This is a genomic window from Pedobacter chinensis (assembly GCF_003339865.1).
Lineage (GTDB): Bacteria > Bacteroidota > Bacteroidia > Sphingobacteriales > Sphingobacteriaceae > Pedobacter > Pedobacter chinensis.
Genome location: NZ_QPKV01000007.1, coordinates 64,982 through 85,308, shown reverse-complemented (window position 1 = coordinate 85,308; position 20,327 = coordinate 64,982). Strand labels below are relative to the sequence as shown.

Here is a 20,327-nt window from a genome sequence, read left to right as displayed (position 1 = left end):
TGCAGGTAGTCTGCGTTTTAATTTGCCTCAACCGTGACCTGGCATTTACGATCATTGACGGGGCAGAAAGAGATCGGAAAAAAAGCCTCGATAAGATAATTCCCTGTGGAATTAGACGGCGAAGAGTCGAACTTGTGGACCGCTCACAGAATATCATGCTTGTGGAAAAACACCCGTAACAAATTACTCAGGGAACAAGGCGTTGCGAAGTCCCAGCGCTGCCTGCTTTGTGGAGAATTTGACCGCCTCGATATGATCCAAAGGATTCAACAGGCCGTAATCATGTATAAAACCATTGAAGGTTTGAATCGTGGTCGGCACTTCGGCTTCATCCAGCTTGCGGGCGTAAGCCAACCCTTCGTCAAAAAGTATATCATTTTCGGCCAACTGAACCAAAGCAGGAGGCAATCCTTTCAGTTTTTCCAGTGATGCCTGAAACGGAGAGGCATAATATTCCTTTCTCTTTTCAATGTCCGGCAGGTAATGATTCCACATCCACTTCATCATATTGGCAGTTAAAAACCGGTCTTTTGTATGTTTTTGCCAGGACTCACGGGCAAAATCAGCATCGGTCACAGGCCATAAGAGCAATTGGAACTTAATGTCCGGGCCGCCTTTGTCTTTTGCCATCAGGCAGGTCACGGCGGTCATATTGCCACCCACGCTGTTTCCTGCAATGGCCAGGTTAGTGCCGTCAACACCAATCTCGGCCCCATTTTCTGAGACCCATCTTGTGACTGCGTAAATTTCATTGATCGCGACTGGATACTGGGCCTCGGGAGATCGCGTATAATCCACAAAAACCGCAGCGGCACCGCTGTTCGCCACTAAATCCCTTACCAATCTCTTATGCGTTGGATAGTCCCCTAAAACCCATCCGCCGCCGTGAATGAAAACAAACACCGGTAGCACCCTGTCCATTGCGTCGTCAGGTTTTACGATCACGGTTTTCACTGTGATGCCGTCCTGAGTGATGAGCTTTTCGGTTTCTATCACACCGGAAGTGTCGACTTTCACGGATCTTTGAGCATCTTCCAGCACCTTTCTTGCCTCATCCGGTTCCATCTCCTCCATTGGCTTTCCGCCACTGCTGTTCAATTCTTTCAAAAATCCTCTGATTCCAGTCAATATTTGCGGATCTTTTTCCGCAGGGATAATCTGTGCCATGATGTTTACGATTATGAATCAATGTTTTCTTTTCCATAAATTTCTATTTATTGATTGAAAGTGAAGTAACCGAATCACGGCAGATTGTAACGATATCTCTGATGGCATTGGAACGGAAATCACTCATCAATTGAACGAGGCCCGAAATTCCAGAGGAGAAACGGATGTACGGTTCCTGAACAGACGATGAAAGGATTGCGGATGGTCAAATCCCAATTGATAAGCGATCTGTGAAACCGACATTGAAGTGGTGGACAACAATTCCTTTGCTTTTTCCATCAGCCGGTTCTGGATATGCTGCTGTGTGGTCTGTCCTGTTTGCACCCGCAACATATCGCTCAGGTAATTTGGAGTCAAATGAAGCGCATTGGCCACAAGCTGAACAGAGGGAATGCCATTCACGACCAACTGATCATTTTTGAAATGTTCATCAAGTAAAGCTTCCAGTTTGGCAAGCAGATCGTTGTTGGCTTTTTTCCTGGTCAGGAACTGGCGGTTATAGAAGCGGTCGCAGTATTTCAACAACAGATCAAGATTGGACACCAGCAGCTCCTGCGTGAAAGCATCCATGTTGTTCTCTATTTCCCGGCCGACATTCTCAATGATGTCCATGATGGATTTTTCTTCCTTTTCGGAAAGATGAAGCGCTTCATTGCTTGCATACGAGAAATACCCATAGTCTTTGATCTGCGATGCCAAAGGATGGCCGTGAAAAAAATCGGGATGAACCACCAGCACGAACCCCTTCACGCCGTTCAGGAGCACATCGTCAAACTGCAGCACCTGATGCGGAGCGATGAAGTACATAATGCCTTCGTCATAATCATAATACTGCTGACCATACCTGCATTTGCCGCCTGCGCAATCTTTCTTCAGTGCAACAACATAAAAATCCGTTGTCACAGCACTTAAAATGGTTTCCGGCTCCAGTTTCACATCATCGAAATCGAACACGCTGATCAGGGGATTGGACGGTTTCGCCAATCCTAAAAACTGATGCAATGCACTTATCGATGAAACTTTTGCCGGGGCTTTCATTTGTTGATTTTCAGATTTATACATCGCTAAATTATCAATTTATTTTTGTAATGAAAGCTGTTCGTTCTTAATCTGTTCCATACCTTCCCTGTAAGTGGTTACCGCAAAATCAGGAAAACGATTTCTGAATTTTGTGCCCTCAAACACATTGTCGTGTTCGTATCTTGGCAACAACTCCAGCAGTTCCTTTACCCTTTTATTGAAAAGCGAGCCTATCTTAAAAAGCAACTTCGGCATAACAGCGTGTTTCAATTCTTTCTTGTACACATCCGCAGCCAATTCAATAAATTCTTTGTAGGTAGGATGGCTTTCATCCACAGGCAGATGCCACGTTTGTCCGAAAGCATCGGGCGTATTGCCTATTAAGGCGGTTGCCCTGCTCGCATCGGGTGTCCAAATCAAACTTCTTTTTTTGGTATCGCTTAGCGGTACTTTTAATTTTTTGCCCTCTTTGATGTTATTGAAAAGTAAGGTATTGGTAATGCTCTGCGTTTTGCCGGGGCCGTAAAACTCCGGTGCACGGCAAATCACGGCTTCCAGCCCGCCTGTCTGCATTTCCCTTAAAACCATTTCCGCCATTGCCTTTCTTACTTTACCTTTCCTGCCCACAGGAGCGAAAGGCGTTTGTTCCGTAAGTACACGGTCATCTTGCGGGTACATATAGGTATTGTCAAAGAATACCAGTTTTGCACCATTGATTTTACAGGCATCAATCACGTTTTGGGTAATCAACGGAAATTGTTGCTCCCATAAATCTGAACTTATCGGAAGCCCTAATGTGAAATATGCGATTTCACTGCCTTTTACAGCTTCTATTGCCTGCTCCCTGATGGATAAATCCGCAGAAAAAACGGTATCGGTATCGTTCACTTTCCTGGCGTTCCTGCTTACAATCCTGATGTCAGAGGTAAAGTTCTTTTTGAGTTCCCTTGCCAGTTCTTCGCCAATCTGCCCGTTGGCTCCTAATATCGTTTGCATCATTATTTATTTTGCGTTTGTTTTTCCAATTCTTTCATTACTACTTTTGCCGTTTCCTTTGAACTGAACGGATTTTGCCCGGTTATCAGATTTCCGTCCACCACTACTTTTGAGGTCATTGGAATGAATGCTTTCCTGTAATCAGAGCCTCTTTCTTTCAGTCCCGCTTCAAGATTAAAGGGGACTTCTTTTTTTCTTCGGGCAAGACTTTCTTCAAACCAATTAAAACCTGTTATCTTCCTGCCTTTAATCAGGTATTCTCCATTGGATAATTTTACATTCAGCAGCCCACCAACACCATGGCAAATCGCAACCACCATTTTACCGCTTTCATACTGCTTTCTGATGATGGTCTGCATTGTCGTATCATTCGGGAAATCGTACATCGTACCGTGTCCACCTGCCAGATATACCATTTCAAATTTCTGGTCGGCTACATTGGCTAAACTTTTACTATTTTTTAGCAATTCACGAAAACCGGGTTCATTCCAATATGATTTAGAAATTTTGTCAAGCGTTAGCGGCTTCAGGCTTTCCGGGTCAATTGGCACATTGCCACCTTTTGGGCTGGCAATAGTAATTTCATATCCCTTTTCCTTTGCTGCGTGGTAGATATGCGTTAATTCGCTTAACCACAAACCTGTTTCAAGGTTGCCGCTTGCATAAGCATTGATGTTGGTCACAACGATTAAAATTTTCAACATACTCATATTGCGATTTTTTAGTGATACAAAGTTCCAAAAGAAAATTAAAATTGATGTAACCGTATGAAGGGAGATTGTAACAAAATCTCTGTGTTGCTAGTAAATCCAGGATGAGTCATATGGTAAACAATAGTTCCGTGCATGAGATCTTAGGACGCGTGGTAAAAGTGGGCGACCTTGTTAAGAACTTTAAAGTTGGCGATCTTGCAGGAGTTGGAACATTTGTAAATTCCTGCGGACATTGCCCACATTGCGAAGACGGTTTGGAAGTGTATTGAACACGAAAAAACTCGGGCATAAACATATTGTTCGGTCAGAAAAATAATTTTATTTTAAACCATTCAGTTTAATTAATTATCTTTACCCTGTTATGCCAAGACAAAAAGAATTTAATTACGAAGAAAAGCTGACCGTAGCCCGAGATATTTTCTGGAAAAAAGGATACAGTGCCACGTCAATGAATGACCTGGAAAACGCCATGAAAATCAATAGGAGCAGTATATATCTCACTTATGGCAACAAACACGAATTATTTATAAAATCATTAAATCAATATATTCAAAATAAGAGCAAACAATACAGTGAAGCTGTAGAAAAAGGTAGTAATCCTTTGGAGTCGGTAAAAAATATTATCAATTCTGTTTTTGAATCTGCCATTATCGAAACCAGCTGTCTTTTTACCAATTCCATTTATGAACTTGCCCTTGCAGATAAAGAAGTGAATAAAATTCTAAAAAAGCAAACATTATCCGCAGTAGAACAAATAGAAACTTTATTGGATAAAGCGAAAGAAAATGGAAGTCTAAAAACCGAGAAATCGACTCGGGCATTGGCACATTTTATTGTTTCAGGATTGGCATCTATTTATTACAATCAAATATTATTTTCTGACAAGAAATTAACCAAGCAATCAGCTGAAATATTATTTCGATCTATCATCAAATAATTTTTTTGTCCAATATTGAAACGAACGGTTTAAAATAATAATAGATAATATGAAAACAAAAGAGAGAAGAAAACAAATTAGGAATGGGTGGATTCCTAATCTCACATTTGGAATAATCAGTTTATTGATGATTACTGGTTGCAATCAGGCAGAATCAAATAAAAATAAAATTGATACAACCGATGATGGAACCGAACAAGAAATTTCTGAAACCTTTCAGGAATTGGGTTTCTTCGGTGAAATTAAGAAAGAGAAATGGAACGATTTTGTCCAGGCAGTTCAAAATAATGTAAGCCATTCAAGGCAAGAATCAGGAAATCTGGCTTTCAGCCTGTACCAGCCAGCAGACGGCAAATATGAGGCATTTTGGTTTGAACGTTTTGAAAACAAACAAGCCCATAATTTTCATAAAGAACAGGATTATTTCAAAAATGCAATCAGTGTAATTCAACAGTCTTTGGCAAGAGAAGCTAAATCTATTGAATTGAAAGAAGTGAATGAAATCCCTGCACGAGAAGCAGTAATTTCTCAAAATCCTGAATTAACACGCAATGTAATCGTCCTGTTTGATGTAAAACCCGACAAGCGACAAAGTTTTATCAATACGATGCGGGAAGTTACACTTCCATCAAGAAACGCGATAGGTAACTTAGAATTTAATCTGTATCAATATGTCAATGAATCCAATAAATTTGTTCTAATTGAAAGTTGGAAAAATGCCGATGATCACAAGGCTCATCTGGAGCAGGAATATTCAAAAAAGATGAACAAATTACTGGAAGATATATTTGCATCAAATCCGATGCACACTCGCTGGCTTGTGAAAGATATTTCGGTTAACAAATAAAGTAGATAAAAATAAAATCTGACTTATATATTTTTAAGTCATTTTAAAACGATCAGTTTAATTATTGTTTAATGGTTCAATAAAAATTAGAAAAATGAAAAAAATCAAATTGAATAATGGTGTTGAAATGCCTCTGCTAGGCTTAGGTGTATTTCAGGTAAACGACCTTGAAGTATGTGAAAGAACGGTTATAGAAGGCATTGAATCAGGTTATCGTCTTATAGACACGGCAGCTTTCTATCTAAACGAATCAGCAGTGGGTAATGCCATTAAAAAAAGCGGTGTGCCAAGAGAAGAGCTGTTTATTACCACCAAACTTTGGGTGTCTGATGCAGGTTACGAAAAAACAAAGAAAGCCTTTGAAGATTCACTTCAGAAACTTCAATTGGAATATTTGGATTTATATCTGATCCATCAGGCATTTGGCGATTATTATGGTTCGTGGCGTGCTATGGAAGACTTATACAAAGAAGGCAAAATAAGGGCCATCGGTGTCAGTAACTTTTTCCCTGATAGGATCATTGATTTGATTGCACATAACGAAATCGTTCCGGCAGTAAATCAAATCGAGGTAAATCCATTTTATCAAAGAGAAGCCGAACATCAACTGCTCAGAAAAAAAAATGTATTTACACAATCCTGGGCTTCTTTTGCCGAAGGTAAAAATGATATTTTCAGTAATGAATTGCTTTCGTCCATAGGAAAAAAATACGATAAGTCTGTCGCACAAGTTGTTTTAAGATGGCTTATTCAGCGAGAAATAGCTGTAATCCCAAAATCGGTGCGAAAAGAAAGATTGATCGAGAATAACAACGTTTGGGACTTTGAGTTGGATGCGAATGATATGACAGCAATCAGTAGCCTAGATACAAATAAAAGTGTCTTTTTTGACCATAGAGACCCTGAAATGGCAGAATGGTTAACCAATATGACTTTTGAAAATCTCACAACAAGTGCTTCATAACAAAAGGCTGTCTTGAAAAATCTATTTTAAGACAGCCTTATTTATAACAATAATGGAATTGCAATAGTATATTAGAGATTTCTTTTGGATGCAAATTATGCTGCTCTTTTTCTATTCATTATCGTTTTTGCAACCTCTAAAGGAGTCAAATAACCTAACGGGGAATGGCTCTTTTCCGTTGTAACCAAACCGCTATATATTCAAAGACTGCCATGTATGCTGCTTTTTTGGTTTTGAAAGTTCTTTGATAAACCATCTCAGTTTTCATTACGAAACTAAATCGGAAGTGTGACCTTTCTCATAGGGGATCCTGACCAGAATCATTTTTCTTACCGTCAAAAAACGGAGTTTTGAGTGAAATTTCTCTTAAAGATATTTGGTGTTATGAAGAATATTCTCCTATTAACAGATCTCTCTCGGGCAGAGGGCCTTCAAGAAAATGCAATTGACCTCTGCAGCCGTTTGAGATGCAACCTGCTCCTCCTGAACGTTTACAATGGTGTGCCATACGTTCCGGCTCTTGATGCCAGCTCATATCGGGCAAAATGGTATAGCGATCTCTATGACGAGCAGCGAGAACGCTTTCAGCTTCAAATAACCGAACTGAAGAAACTTTCAGATGCATTGGCCGGAGATGTGTATCGTCCCATGGTGAATTCGATAATGACTGAGGGTAATATTGCTGGCATTGTCCAACATTCGATGGAAAAAAACAGTGTCGAACTCGTCATCATGGGAAAAAGTAAATCAGGTGCTTTTGCACATCTGCTGTTCGGGGATGCCATCAGCGCAGTGGTTGCCGTTTCTAATTGCCCGATACTCATCATCCCGCCAGAAACCAAACCACTTCAGAACACTGCCAAGGTAGTATTTGCGACCGACTTCAACAAAAACGATCTCGCTGCCTGTTCCTATCTCTCATTGATGGGGAGCATGATGGGTTTTACCACAGAAGTGGTTCATGTTAAAAAGGAGAGGGGAATAAATCCCCGAGAGATAGAGCGGGAAAATCGTTTTGTCTCTCACTTGCAATCACTGGAAAGCCATACGCTGACCTATCGGCACCTTCTTGGCCGTCCGGTACTGAGTTTGTTGGGGCAATGGAGTGAGTTTTTGGGGGCAGACTGGCTGGCATTATCTGAACATCACCGACCCTTTCTCTCGTCGCTGTTTAAAAAAAACACACTCAGTGGTGCACTTTCCGCTCAACAGAAACCACTTCTTGTTTTTCCTGAGCATTTTGTACATCGGGAATATTTCAGCCCGAAATGAATTAGGATTGTTCAGGGTTTTTTCTTTCTCATTTATTTATATCAACAAGATTTCAACATTAATAAATTGCTATGAAAACAATACTCGTACCTACCGATTTTTCAAAAGCCGCAGATAATGCTGTCGAATACGCCATAAATTTGGCTAAAATCTTTAAATCCAAACTTCTTCTGGCCAATGCTGTATCAGTTCCTATACCAGTCGTCACTCCGGCCGGGATAGACATCCCCTTTGAAGGATCCGAAGAGATAAGGATGGCGACCATTAATGAACTCCACGAATTGAAAGATAAATCGCACCATCAGGATCTGAATGGGACAGACCCTTCTTCAACCTTTCCCGAGATCGAAGTGGCAGCAGGTTTTGGGCCGCCTTACGTCTATCTGTCGAAACTCGTTAGAAAGACGAGGGCAGGATTGGTGATCGCGGGACTTTCTGGTGCGGGGGGAATGCGACGTTTTTTTATGGGGAGCACCAGTAGAGATTTAATCAATGTTGCTGGTTTTCCGGTGCTTCTCATTCCTCAGGATGTGACTTTCAAAGGGGGCAAGCAAATTGTTTTCGCAAGCGACTTGAGTATGAGTGATGTGAAAATTATAAAATACCTTGCTGGTATGGCCAAACAGTTGGGCGCTGAGATCAAGATTGCACACATTGTTGCGGATACTAGCACCTTGGTAAGTGATAAAGTCGGAGCCTTCATGCAACAGTTAAAGACGATTGTTTATGAGATCCCGCTCTCTTGTCAAAGCGTTTATAATCGAGGAGAAGAGGAGGGATTTGAATGGCTTATGAATCACATGAAAATAGACTGGTTTGTGATGGTTCATAGAAACCATGGCTTTTGGAGTAATATTTTAAAAGAGTCTTATTGCCAGAAAATGGCAAGACAAACCCTGGTTCCAATTTTAGTTGTGCCGGAAAATTATCATCCAAATGATTGATATCTCTATAGTCATATGTCTTCAAAACAGTGAAGCCGTCGTGATTTATCAGTATGAGTAACTTTACGTTAGGCCGAGAGTACAATCTCCGAAAGTTCGCAATCAATTGTTATCGTCGAAATGTTAGGGGCTGGTCGGTCAGCTCCAAAAGGGTGGGCATTTTTTTAACATCTGATCTCTTGCTCCCTTTTTTATGGTCAACGGGAAGATTATTGTACGCATTTTTCAGCATTAGGGGACTGATGGTCTCATGCTGTGTTTTAAGAACCGTAAACTGTGTTTCAAGGTTGCTTTGTATCCCATTGATGGTGGAATTGATGACCTTTGCGTTTTTGGCTGTTTTAACCCTTTTGGTGTCAATGTCACAATGGTCAACGTGGACTTTATGGGCTATTGAAAACTCCTCGTTTGATCCGTCAATTGAGATTCGACAGATGATCGGGGCAAAACCATTAGAATCCGCTTTTGATTTGAGGTACCAGAACAGAATCGTCAAGGTTTGGTCGCTTTTCATTTCTTTATTTTTTTCGTAAAATATTGGACTGTTTCGGATTGCTCCGAACAACGTTTTATTGCCTTTAAGATTAGTTGAGCCAGTATTTTTTGGTTGACTGGTCCAAATTTACCGATTAAAATTGGGCACCAGTTGTAATGGTTTTTGATAGTTTGGAATGACCTATTATTTTTTGGGAATCGCCCTTTACGGTATGTTTTAAACAGAAAAGGCGCACCTTGGTGCGCCTTTCGTGATCCCGCTGGGATTCGAACCTTTGGAGGAAATGCGCGTTTGTGCTATTATATCGTAGATTTTCAAAAATGGGTAACTGATATGGTAACCATTTTTTTTGTGTTGATTTGACTTATTTTAAAGAACAACTGCATCGTAAACTTACGGTTAAAGTGTTGTTGAAGCAAATAAACTTTTCTTCTAGTGCGATATAGGCTTAATTTATATCAAACAGGCAACGACCAACTTGAGATATACTCAGGTTCATTAGGAGCGAGCAGAAAAGCGTCGACCCTTTATGATGATTGGAAAGCTATTATGGATGCGATAATTTTTTTTGAAATCAAAGACAAGAAAAGTTTGAATCCTACGGCAAATGAGGATTGATTTTATGGACACCTCGTTGCACAACATTTGCATTTTCCGGTTGCATAAAACGGCGTCATTCAGTAAACCGATCATAAGGTTTCCGAAATAATTATTATAATTGCTTAGGGAACGAATTCTTACTGGGGATAACGATTATGGCTCGATACCGTACACATACCGACCAAGAACTGGCCGCTTTGCTGAAAACAGGGGATCATGAGGCATATGCAGAAATTTACAACCGGTACATAAAGCTCCTTTATGCATTTGCGCTGAAAAGATTAGATGATGAACAGGAAGTTGAAGATTTATTGCACGAACTTTTCATGTCTTTTTGGAGCAAACGTGAACAGTTTAATGAGGATACTCTTCTTGCACCCTACCTGTATAGTGCCGTAAGGTACCGGATCATTAATATATTTTCAAGACGTAAAGTATCCGCACAATATCTCGATTCTTTTAATACATATCTTGATAACGACCTCAGTACTGATGAAACAGATCATTTGATCCGACATAATGAGCTATCCGCCCAGATTGACAAGGAAATCGAAGCACTGCCCAAAAAAATGCGAGAGGTGTTTCAACTGAGCCGAAAGAACGGATATACCCGCAAACAAATTGCCGATGAGCTCGGACTTTCAGAAGAAACTGTAAAAAGTCATATGTTTCATGCGCTGAGGATTCTGAAAGTCAAATTAAAACCTTAATAAGACTTACTCATTTCAAAATCATTTACCTTAAATGCCAGTATTGCTGTTTTAAAAAAAAATCTTTTTTTTAACCCTTACTCATCCGTTTATTGACTATGAGATGTATGTATACTCATAATCAAAATGAACGAAGATCAATTTAAAGACCTGCTGATCAAATACCAGAACGGAAAATGCACCGATAGAGAAAAGACTTTAATTGAAAATTGGCTGACGTTTGGCCATTTTGAGGGAAAAGTATTATCCGACAAGCAAATGGATGTAAAAGTGGAAAGGCTGACCGAACGCTTGGGACTCGCACCAAAACGGGTAAAGCTATTGCCCCGGATCGCGGCAGCTGCTTCCATTGTGATCGCCATTGGTGCCGGCATTTTCTTTTATACAACTCAAAATGGCAACAATAGTATTAAGACTGCCGTATATACGGGAGATGTAGGTCCCGGTAAACAAGGAGCAACACTTACCTTAGCTAACGGGAAAAAAATTAGATTATCTGATGCCCATAATGGAGAACTGGCTAAAGAAGCCGGTGTAACAATCACAAAAGCAGAAAATGGGGAGCTGGTTTACCAGGTTAAAGATGATGCAGGCAATGCGGAAAGATTTAATACCCTAACCACAGCTCAGGGCGAGACTTACAGTGTGCGTTTACCTGATGGTTCCATCGTCTGGCTGAATTCTGCCTCTTCACTCACTTATGCTGCAGGCCTGATGAAAGACGGGAAGCGAAGCGTGAAATTAGAAGGTGAAGCTTTTTTTGATGTTGCAAAAGATAAATTACATCCATTTTTAGTACAGACACGCAATCAGCAAGTAGAAGTATTAGGAACGCAATTCAATATAAACAGTTATCGTGAGGAAGAGGCTGAAGCCACAACACTTCTGGAGGGTTCTGTAAAGATTTCGTCCGGCAGCAGCGAAACTCTGATCAAACCGGGCGAACAGGCGGTAAACCAAAATGGTATGGTCCGTGTAGCTGAGGTAAACGTTGAAAATTTTGTGGACTGGAAGGCTGGGGATTTCAACTTGGATGAAATGAACTTTAGGGTAGCGATGCGTAAGATCGCACGCTGGTATGATGTTGAGGTCATATTTGATAAATCCGTGCCCGAAGATATTCACTCGGGAGGTTGGATTTCAAGGAACAAAAAGTTATCGGAGGTGCTCCAGTTTATCGAATCCTCCGGTATTGCCAGGTTCCGCATTGAAGGAAAGAAGCTGTATGTATCACGATAATGGAATCAAAAGTAAAGAATTTTAAAAGAAGGGAGATATAGCTATACGGAAAATAAAGGGCTTTAAAGAACAAACCAGCAGTGTAAAGACACTACCGGTTTGCATTTGGATAATTAACAGAATCAATTTTAACTGCAGACAGCCACTAGTTTTCGACGGCGAGGGGCTGCTGTACAGAACCAAACTAAACGTAAATGTATCAATATTATACCAAAAAACCAGGTATAACTAACCTGTTATACCATAAAATATGGCTGATTATGCGACTAACCACTGTTATACTGTTAGCATGTCTCATGCAGGTGACTGCTTCGACATTTGGCCAGCAGATCACACTGAACCAGCGCAATGTCTCGATGAAATCGGTCTTAAAGGAAATCCGCAAACAGAGCGGTTATGATTTTTTTTATGAAGGGGGAATTATTCCTTCAAACAGGCAGGTGAACGTGAGCCTGCGTGAGGCTTCGATAGACGAAGCGCTAAAAGCGGTACTTTCGGGATTACCGCTTACTTATGAGATCAATGCCAGAAATGTTACGATCAAAAAGCAGGAAAAGTCTTTTTTTGATAAGCTTGAAGCTTTTTTCGCAGCTATTGACGTAGCTGGGCGTGTGGTTGATGAGGTGGGGCAGCCGCTGCCGGGAGCAACCATAAAAGTAAAGAACGGAAAAGGTACCGCAATCACGGGAAGCGACGGACGATTCTTGTTGAAAAACGCAGATTTGGGCGCAATGCTGGTGATCACGTATTTGGGTCATAAGCCAAAGGAGGTTAAGGCCGCTGCAAATCTTGGAACGGTTGCTTTAGAACTTTCGGATAACCTGTTGGATCAGGTCCAGGTTCAAGCTTACGGTGTAACCAGCAAAAGGTTAAGCACTGGAAATATATCTTCGGTAAAAGCAGAGGACATCGCAAAACAACCGGTCAGCAATTCGCTGTTAGCGCTTGCGGGCCGTGTGCCAGGCTTAGCCATTACTCAGACTACGGGTTTGCCTAATTCAGGCGTGACGGTTCGCATTCAGGGTATCAACTCTATTGGTAGAGGCCAGGACCCTTTCTTTGTAGTAGACGGTGTGCCCTTTACTTCACAGGTTATGCCCACCATCAGTACTGTTCTCGGAAGTTCAGGCAGCTTCTATACCGGAGCTGTGCAGGGGAGTGGCAATCCCTTTAGTTTCATCAATCCTGCCGATATCGAAAGTATTGAGGTGTTAAAGGATGCAGACGCCACATCAATTTACGGTGCGCGGGCGGCCAACGGGGCAATCCTCATTACTACTAAAAAGGGGAAATCAGGCAAATCCGGGGTCGATGTTTCTTTCCAGAATGGATGGGGAGCGATGCCCAGCAGAATGGAGATGATGAATACGGAGCAATATCTGACCATGCGCAGGCAGGCCTATGTTAACAATGGTGCGGTCGTGCCGCAAAGACCAGTTTCTCCAACCTCCGCAAATAGCAACACTTCAAACTATGACCTGACGGTTTATGATCAAAACCGAAATACCGACTGGCAAAAGGAACTGCTAGGCGGGACAGCTCAGTATATGGACGGACAGGTGGCAGTTTCCGGTGGCGGACTTAATACCACATTCCGAGTTAATGGCGGCTATCATCGTGAAACAACTGTGTTCCCGGGCGATTTATCAGATACTAAAGGTTCAGTGGGATTTAGCATCAACCATATTTCGCCAAACAGCAAATTCAGGTTTCAGATATCTGGTAACTACATGGACGATAAGAACAACTTAGTGACCACAGATTTTACAAACCTCGCGATTTCGCTTGCACCAAATTCTCCGGCATTGTACAAAGCGGATGGAACTTTAAATTGGGAACCGATATTTAATACAGCGGGAACAGATAGCTTGTCTACATTTCAAAATCCATTAGCCAGATTGGTAGGTAGCTACACGAATAAAACCAGGAATCTGATCGGTAATACAGTAATCAGCTATAGCCTGCTGCACAATCTGGAGATTAAAGCCACTTTTGGTTATACCAACCTGGCCTCTGATGAAATATCCAAAAGTCCGATAACGTATAATCAGCCGGAATTAAGAGCAACGTCGCAGAGAAGGTCCACATTTGGAAATGGTACTTTTCAAAGTTGGGTTGTTGAACCCCAAATTAATTACAAGATTTCTCTAGGTTCAAGTCGACTTGAAGCGCTGTTGGGTTCTACTTTCCAACAAAACACAATGAACAGTGTCCATCTTGCTGCAAGTGGTTTTAACAGCGATGAAGTGTTGGGTGACCCACTGGCGGCCACTACATTGAGAATATCCAACTCTGTGGCAAATATTTACCGGTACAGTGCGATTTTCGGTCGGCTGAACTATAACTATCAGAACAAGTACATTATCAATTTAACCGGCAGAAGGGACGCCAGCAGCCGTTTTGGTCCTGCAAACAGATCGCAGAATTTCGGGGCTGTTGGTGCAGCATGGTTATTTACGAATGAAAGCTGGGCAGAGAATTTTAGTGTGCTTAGTTTCGGCAAACTGCATGCAAGTTACGGAACAACCGGTAACGACCAGATTGGCGATTATCAATATCTCACTAAATATACACCTACCACTTATAACAACCCATATCAAGGTGCTACGGCTATCTCACCACGGGAGCACAGCAATCCCAACCTACAATGGGAATTGACAAAAAAACTGCAGGGAGGTATTAATCTTGGCTTTTTAGATGACCGTATATTGGCTGATATCGGTTATTATTACAATCGTTCGGGCAATCAGCTGTTGTCTTACGTGTTACCTAGTTTGACCGGATTTGCAACCGTGACCAGAAATTTTCCGGCAATCGTTCAAAACACAGGCTGGGAGGTTGCTATAACCAGTTCAAATATCCGTAGCGATAACTTTACCTGGACCACGTCTGTCAATTTTACTATCCCTAGAAATAAACTGGCTTCTTTTCCGGGCATCGAAAATTCCACCTATGCAAGAGGACTGGCGGTAGGAGCGCCGGCAAACGTGATTAAGATGTATAAAAGTGCGGGGGTTGATCCCAAGACGGGACTTTACCAGTTTTACTCAGCAACTGGTGCTTTGGTAACGGCTCCAAGTTCCACTACCGACCGGATTCATTATTACGATCCAAACCCAAGATTTTTTGGAGGCTTTCAGAATTCCTTAACCTATAAGCGATTCTCATTGGATTTTCTGTTTGAGTTTAAAAAGCAGACGGGGCCCAATGTTCGCACAGCATACACATTCCCGGGATCTTTTAGTTCAGTATCCCCTAGTGGTAACCTTCCTGTATATTTTCTGGATGCCTGGAGGCAGGAAGGTGATGTAACTGATATCCAAAAGGTAAGTACCGGCGGGAGGGCAATTAACGACAGCGACCTCGGCTTTGGGGATGCTTCCTATATCCGTTTGAAGAACGTATCGCTCTCCTGGACCATACCTGCAAACTGGCAGAAGGCCGCTGGTCTACAAAACTGTCGCCTTTTTGCCCAAGGGCAGAATTTGCTGACCATCACCAACTATATGGGACTGGATCCCGAAAACGCAAGCATATCCGCCTTGCCACCCTTGAGGGTTTGTACAATAGGTGCACAAATAGGTTTTTAATCTGATAAAAAACGGAAAAATGAAAAAAAGAAATATACTATCACGAAATCCAATGCTTGCCTGCCTTTTGTTTGTCTGCATTGTTGCCATCACGGCATGTGAAAAATTCGTTGACGTACCACCACCCGTAACTTCCACAAATGCAGAGAACGTGTATGTATCAGACGGTACCGCCATAGCAGTATTAACGAGCATCTATTCGTTGATGAGCGCAGATAACAGCGCCATTGGGAGTACTACCGGCAGCGGTTTAAGCGGAATGACTTTATATCCGGGTTTGTCTGGAGATGAGTTCACATTGTCTGAAGGTGCGGTTACCAATACGCACAATGCTTATCTTTATTATAAAAATAAATTGGCAAGCGACCTAACCGGCACCAAAGATTTCTGGGTAAATGCATATGCGATAATCTATTATACCAATGCTGCCATTGAAGGCTTAACTGATGCCACCAAATTGACGCCTGCCGTCCGCAGGCAGTTACTGGGGGAAGCACATTTTCTACGTGCCTTTAGCTACTTCTACCTTGTGAATCTTTATGGAGACGTACCTAAAGTGCTATCAACCAATTACAGTACTTCATTTAATCTCCCTAAGTCGCCAAAAGAAGAGATTTATCAGTTGATAATTGAAGATGCTAAAGAAGCGCAAACCTTATTGGCCGACAATTATCTTGACGCAACCTTGCTAAAGACCACTATCGAACGTGTGAGGCCAAATAAATTTGCAGCATCTGCCTTATTGGCACGGGTATATCTTTATCACAATGAATGGAAGAATGCAGAAGACCAGGCAACGATGGTTATTCAAAACAGTGCTGTTTATGATACTGTTGGGATTAACAATGTATTTCTGAAAAACAGTAAGGAGACCATTTGGTCTTTACAGCCTGTTACGGCCGGTACACTAGCAAATACCGGAGATGGAAGATTGTTTATTCCAACATCGACAGTTTTTCCTACTTCCACAAACTTCGTTTCATTAAGCCCTTCATTGCTTGCCGCATTTGATCTTACTGACAGCCGTTATAAAAATTGGGTTAAAAGCATTACCAGTGCAGGTATAACCTATTACTACCCTTTTAAATATAAAATCGGTAGTGTCAATGTCACTGCACCCTCAGAGTACCTGATGGTGCTAAGACTTGCCGAGCAGTACCTGATCCGTGCCGAAGCCAGAGCCAAACAAAGCAATTTCAACGGAGCGTTGACCGATCTCAACGTTATCCGCAAGCGGGCGAGCTTAGCGGAAAGTACCGCAACAGGCGAGCCAGCTATTCTGACAGCAATTTACCAAGAAAGACAAATAGAGTTTTTCGCGGAGTGGGGGCATCGCTGGCTGGATTTAAAACGCATAGGTTTGATCGACATGGTAATGCCATCAGTTGCGCTTCAAAAAGGCACTACCTGGGATCCCAGATGGGCCTTATACCCAATTCCGTCAACCGACGTGCTACGGGACCCGAACCTTATTCAAAATCCCGGATACTAAGTAAGTGTCCATTATTAATAATACACAATTATAAATATCTGGGTCGTAACAGACCCAGGCTTATCAAAAAAAATTATGTTAAAGAAAATAAAGAACTGGCAACTGTTGTTGCTCATTGCGACTGCATATATTCCTGTAAACAGTAGTGCACAGATCAAAGAAAAGAAATTTACGATCAAAGGGGATATGACGGCCATGCCGGCTGATTCAATTCCGAAAAAGATTTTTCTTATTTACGATTCCTACCTGAATAAGGGGATAGACAGCACTATAGTAACCAACGGACATTATACTTTCAATGGTACGTTAAAAATACCGATTAGCGTAAGCATTCGACGTAACAAGGATCACCATGCGATAGCGGGTTTTATAGCAAGCGCAGGTGTACAAGAGGTTGTAACTCTACCCTCCATTAAAACAAGGGATGCTGAAACTGCCAGGATCCGCAATGTGCCAATGGTAAGTATATCTGACAGTTCTGTGGTTAGGGGATCTGTGGCCGATTCCTTGTACAAAATCAACGTAATGGAACTGGCTAAAGTAATTTACATGTCACTGCCTAACCGTGAGAGCTTGGGGTTTGCAGGTATTTTAGCCAAATACACGCAGACCCAGAATGAACAGATCGTCCGTGAAATAAAAATGAGACCCAATTCGCTTATCGCACCAATGCTGGTTATTAAGACTGCAAACAGGATAGATCGCAAAACCTCGGATACCTTATTGAAGCTGTTGCCAAAACAAACCCAAGATTTGGTAGCCACTGAACTTAAAAAAATGTTTGCTGCTTCAGATGCGGAGACTCAAAAGGATAGAGTAGAGAGACAAAAGATTGGTCCGGCCATCGGCACAAAAGCACCGGAGTTTACCATGAACGACACTCTGGGTAAACCAGTTAGTCTGAGCCAGTTTCGCGGTAAGTATGTCCTTGTGGATTTCTGGGCAAGCTGGTGCGCCCCCTGTCGTGTAGAAAATCCTAATCTGGTAAGGGCCTACCAAAAATACAAGGGAAAAGGCTTAGAAATAATAGGGGTTTCCCTTGATGCCGCAAACCAGAAGAATGCATGGATAGCGGCAATAAATAGCGATGAGATTTACTGGACGCAACTGTCAGATTTGCTGGGTTGGAAGAATGCAGTTGCGCAACTATATGAGGTAAAGACAATTCCTCAAAATTTCCTTATCGATCCTGACGGTAAAATTGTTGATAAAGGTCTTCGTGGCAACGAACTTACCACCGTTCTCGAAGGTATTTTCAAATAGGGCTTTTTAAGATTGATTAAAAAAGAAAGAGGGTGTCTAAAGGGCATCCTCTTTTTTATGTACCAGAATTGACGTTTCCGGTTCTGATGAATGATCTGACTGTGTAACACATTAAGTTTGAAATTCTTATTAAGCTGACCAGATTTTCTTGCGGATTTTTACCTGCATGGTGCTAAAAATCAAATACATAATACGGATGTGATGCAATTCCAGTTTGCAGACCCGCACTTTGTTTTATGTAATAAAGCAAACAAAGTTGGCATAGACCAAGGGGAAAGGTAAAAATGGGAGAAGGACAGGAAATTATTAGGCACGAAAGTTTATTTAGCAGAATCGGAGGTTTTGACCTGGCTACAGAATGGTGTGGCTTGGACAATGCCTTTCACTGTGAGATCTGTGAATGCATTGGTGGACTTCCTGAAACACAAAAAATGCTTGATTTCTGTGCAGAGTACAACATTACAGCAGGTATTGAACTCATTGACATCAAAGACATTCATATAGCGTTTGACAAAATGGAAAAAGAGATTTTCGTTGCCGTTTCGTAATTGATATGGCAACGCTGTAATAAAAAGAGGATAAAAATGGCAAAAAAAGTATGGTATTTGACAATACCGCAAAATGGAAACCAAATGTAACATGGATAAAAAAGTGCAGATTACGGATTCTGACGCTGGTAAACGGTTTGGCGTAGCGGGTGGGAATTACAGGATTGTGATTTCTGGAGAACAAACGGGCGGAAATTATGCTGTTATCGAAATGATTGTTCCTCCCGGCGGTGGACCGCCACCACATTCGCATCCCGATACGCAGGAAATGTTTTATGTTCTGGAGGGAGAAGTAGAATTCAAAACCGAAACAGGAAAACAAAAGGTCGGAAAGGATGGATTTGTAAATATCCCCTTTGGAGGTGCGGTACATTGTTTTAAAAACAATTCTAAAGAATTTGTCCGGTTACTTTGTACCGTTGTTCCTTCATGCCTTGAAAAACTTTTTGAAGAGATTGGCCTACCAGTAGCTGCTGGTCAAATGCTGCCCGTTCCGCAATTAACAGAGAAAAGAAAAAAGTTTCTGAAAGAGATGGATATCAAATACAATCAGAAAACCTATCCGCCCGACTTTCTTGGCTAAGACACATTAAGAGGAGTCTTTCAGTGTTTGGTCTAACTTTACAATTATGCTTTTCCCGCGTACAACTGAGAGAATGAATGGTCTGATTTCCCAGTAATCAATTAAAAATAAGTGTGCACAAAAACTCGCCCCCTAAGCTGGCTAGGGAACATTCGATTTGGGCCCGTTTGCATTCATCGTTTCTCCAATGTTGGAGACTTTCAATAGAAAGAAGGTAAAATGATATAAATACATAATAAACATTCTGTTTTGATTTATTTTTTTTGGTTATTTGGAAAATCATTCTGAATGGCAACTGAAATAAGTGATATCGATCTTTGGCACAATTTGATAAAGGGAAATAGAATTGCCTTGAATAACATTTATTCAAGGTTTTTCTCTACTCTTTATCAATATGGAATGCGCATGCTTCAGGATGAAGATGCAGTGCGGGATTGTATCCAGAATCTTTTTGTGCGTTTATGGATAAATCATAATAAACTTACACCAGTAAATAACCTAAGGGGATACCTGATATCTTCTTTAAGAAATAACATCATTAATTTTCGAGCTGTTGAAGACCGGTTTCAAAAGGTAGATCTTGAATCCAACGAGGTTTTTGATTTAAAATTCACTGTGGAATCAGTATTTATCCAAAAAGAAGAGCAGACCGAGCAGGTAAAGCAACTTTCCCAGGCGATGAACAAACTTACGGCAAGGCAAAAGGAGATCATTTATCTCCGTTATTTTGAGGAGTTAGATTACGCCGAAATCTCAGAGATTATGGATTTGAGTGTGAAAGGCACATACAAACTCAGTGCACGGGCTTTAGAGGCACTTCGAGAGGTTTTAAATATCGATAAATTCGTGCTTTTAGCGATTTTACTGAACTTGAAAAGATAAAAATCATATTTTTTTTGATAATTCTTAAAAATAGTTCAAATCACGTGGGGTAATTTTACTTCTT

Annotated in this window: 20 protein-coding genes; 14 read left to right on the top strand and 6 right to left on the bottom strand. The window is 41.4% G+C overall.

The annotated features are described in order from the left end of the window. Positions 1-183: 183 nt before the first annotated feature. The 4 genes from DU508_RS17035 to DU508_RS17020 all read right to left on the bottom strand — a co-directional run bounded on the left by DU508_RS17035 (position 184) and on the right by DU508_RS17020 (position 3,887). On the bottom strand, positions 184-1,167 hold the full coding sequence (locus DU508_RS17035) for an alpha/beta hydrolase (protein ID WP_115403976.1): 984 nt from the start codon (positions 1,165-1,167) through the stop codon (positions 184-186). Positions 1,168-1,293: 126 nt separating this feature from the next. Further along, positions 1,294-2,229 (bottom strand): helix-turn-helix domain-containing protein, encoded by a 936-nt coding sequence (locus DU508_RS17030; protein ID WP_115403975.1) that lies wholly within the window; start codon positions 2,227-2,229, stop codon positions 1,294-1,296. A 15-nt stretch (positions 2,230-2,244) separates the two neighbouring features. Continuing rightward, a complete protein-coding gene (locus DU508_RS17025; protein ID WP_233509661.1) occupies positions 2,245-3,186 on the bottom strand; it encodes an NAD-dependent epimerase/dehydratase family protein in 942 nt (313 codons plus the stop codon). Further along, complete coding sequence (locus DU508_RS17020) at positions 3,186-3,887, bottom strand: type 1 glutamine amidotransferase domain-containing protein (protein WP_233509660.1); 702 nt, start codon at positions 3,885-3,887, stop codon at positions 3,186-3,188. The genes DU508_RS17025 and DU508_RS17020 overlap by 1 nt, the downstream gene beginning before the upstream one ends. Before the next feature lie 137 nt (positions 3,888-4,024). Between DU508_RS17020 and DU508_RS24135 the strand changes: the two genes are divergently transcribed. The 4 genes from DU508_RS24135 (at position 4,025) to DU508_RS17000 (ending at position 6,644) form a co-directional block, all read left to right on the top strand. Next, positions 4,025-4,165, top strand: a complete 141-nt coding sequence (locus DU508_RS24135) for an alcohol dehydrogenase catalytic domain-containing protein (protein WP_317047853.1) — start codon at positions 4,025-4,027, stop codon at positions 4,163-4,165. Positions 4,166-4,257: 92 nt separating this feature from the next. Then, positions 4,258-4,833 (top strand): TetR/AcrR family transcriptional regulator, encoded by a 576-nt coding sequence (locus tag DU508_RS17010; protein ID WP_115403972.1) that lies wholly within the window; start codon positions 4,258-4,260, stop codon positions 4,831-4,833. Positions 4,834-4,882: 49 nt separating this feature from the next. Further along, positions 4,883-5,680, top strand: coding sequence for a putative quinol monooxygenase (locus DU508_RS17005; protein ID WP_115403971.1), 798 nt, complete (start codon positions 4,883-4,885; stop codon positions 5,678-5,680). A gap of 94 nt (positions 5,681-5,774) precedes the next feature. Next, complete coding sequence (locus DU508_RS17000) at positions 5,775-6,644, top strand: aldo/keto reductase (RefSeq protein WP_115403970.1); 870 nt, start codon at positions 5,775-5,777, stop codon at positions 6,642-6,644. Positions 6,645-6,798: 154 nt separating this feature from the next. On the opposite strand, the gene DU508_RS24350 is transcribed toward DU508_RS17000, so the two are convergent. Beyond that, positions 6,799-6,912 carry an IS3 family transposase gene (locus DU508_RS24350; RefSeq protein WP_115403969.1) on the bottom strand — a complete coding sequence of 38 codons (114 nt, stop codon included), beginning with the start codon at positions 6,910-6,912 and terminating at the stop codon, positions 6,799-6,801. A gap of 116 nt (positions 6,913-7,028) precedes the next feature. Between DU508_RS24350 and DU508_RS16990 the strand changes: the two genes are divergently transcribed. Continuing rightward, the gene (locus tag DU508_RS16990; RefSeq protein ID WP_115403968.1) at positions 7,029-7,916 is read left to right on the top strand and encodes a universal stress protein; all 888 of its coding nucleotides are present in this window, start codon (positions 7,029-7,031) and stop codon (positions 7,914-7,916) included. Between the two features lie 71 nt (positions 7,917-7,987). Beyond that, positions 7,988-8,860, top strand: a complete 873-nt coding sequence (locus DU508_RS16985) for a universal stress protein (protein ID WP_115403967.1) — start codon at positions 7,988-7,990, stop codon at positions 8,858-8,860. A 109-nt stretch (positions 8,861-8,969) separates the two neighbouring features. Here DU508_RS16985 and DU508_RS16980 read toward each other — a convergent pair whose 3' ends face one another. Further along, positions 8,970-9,374, bottom strand: coding sequence for an Arm DNA-binding domain-containing protein (locus DU508_RS16980; protein ID WP_115403966.1), 405 nt, complete (start codon positions 9,372-9,374; stop codon positions 8,970-8,972). 737 nt (positions 9,375-10,111) lie between these two features. On the opposite strand from DU508_RS16980, the gene DU508_RS16965 reads away from it, so the two are divergent. The 8 genes from DU508_RS16965 to DU508_RS16930 all read left to right on the top strand — a co-directional run bounded on the left by DU508_RS16965 (position 10,112) and on the right by DU508_RS16930 (position 20,263). Then, a complete protein-coding gene (locus tag DU508_RS16965) occupies positions 10,112-10,666 on the top strand; it encodes an RNA polymerase sigma factor (protein ID WP_115403963.1) in 555 nt (184 codons plus the stop codon). Between the two features lie 126 nt (positions 10,667-10,792). After that, positions 10,793-11,905, top strand: a complete 1,113-nt coding sequence (locus DU508_RS16960) for a FecR family protein (RefSeq protein WP_115403962.1) — start codon at positions 10,793-10,795, stop codon at positions 11,903-11,905. 194 nt (positions 11,906-12,099) lie between these two features. After that, positions 12,100-15,495 carry a SusC/RagA family TonB-linked outer membrane protein gene (locus DU508_RS16955; RefSeq protein ID WP_115403961.1) on the top strand — a complete coding sequence of 1,132 codons (3,396 nt, stop codon included), beginning with the start codon at positions 12,100-12,102 and terminating at the stop codon, positions 15,493-15,495. A gap of 19 nt (positions 15,496-15,514) precedes the next feature. After that, positions 15,515-16,987, top strand: coding sequence for a RagB/SusD family nutrient uptake outer membrane protein (locus tag DU508_RS16950; protein WP_115403960.1), 1,473 nt, complete (start codon positions 15,515-15,517; stop codon positions 16,985-16,987). Between the two features lie 75 nt (positions 16,988-17,062). Further along, positions 17,063-18,250 carry a TlpA disulfide reductase family protein gene (locus DU508_RS16945; RefSeq protein ID WP_115403959.1) on the top strand — a complete coding sequence of 396 codons (1,188 nt, stop codon included), beginning with the start codon at positions 17,063-17,065 and terminating at the stop codon, positions 18,248-18,250. Between the two features lie 284 nt (positions 18,251-18,534). Continuing rightward, positions 18,535-18,798, top strand: coding sequence for a hypothetical protein (locus DU508_RS24265; protein ID WP_317047852.1), 264 nt, complete (start codon positions 18,535-18,537; stop codon positions 18,796-18,798). 91 nt (positions 18,799-18,889) lie between these two features. Next, positions 18,890-19,381, top strand: coding sequence for a cupin domain-containing protein (locus DU508_RS16935; RefSeq protein WP_199562734.1), 492 nt, complete (start codon positions 18,890-18,892; stop codon positions 19,379-19,381). Between the two features lie 288 nt (positions 19,382-19,669). Further along, positions 19,670-20,263: an RNA polymerase sigma factor gene (locus tag DU508_RS16930; protein ID WP_115403957.1), complete on the top strand. Its 594-nt coding sequence runs from the start codon at positions 19,670-19,672 to the stop codon at positions 20,261-20,263. Positions 20,264-20,327: the final 64 nt, after the last annotated feature.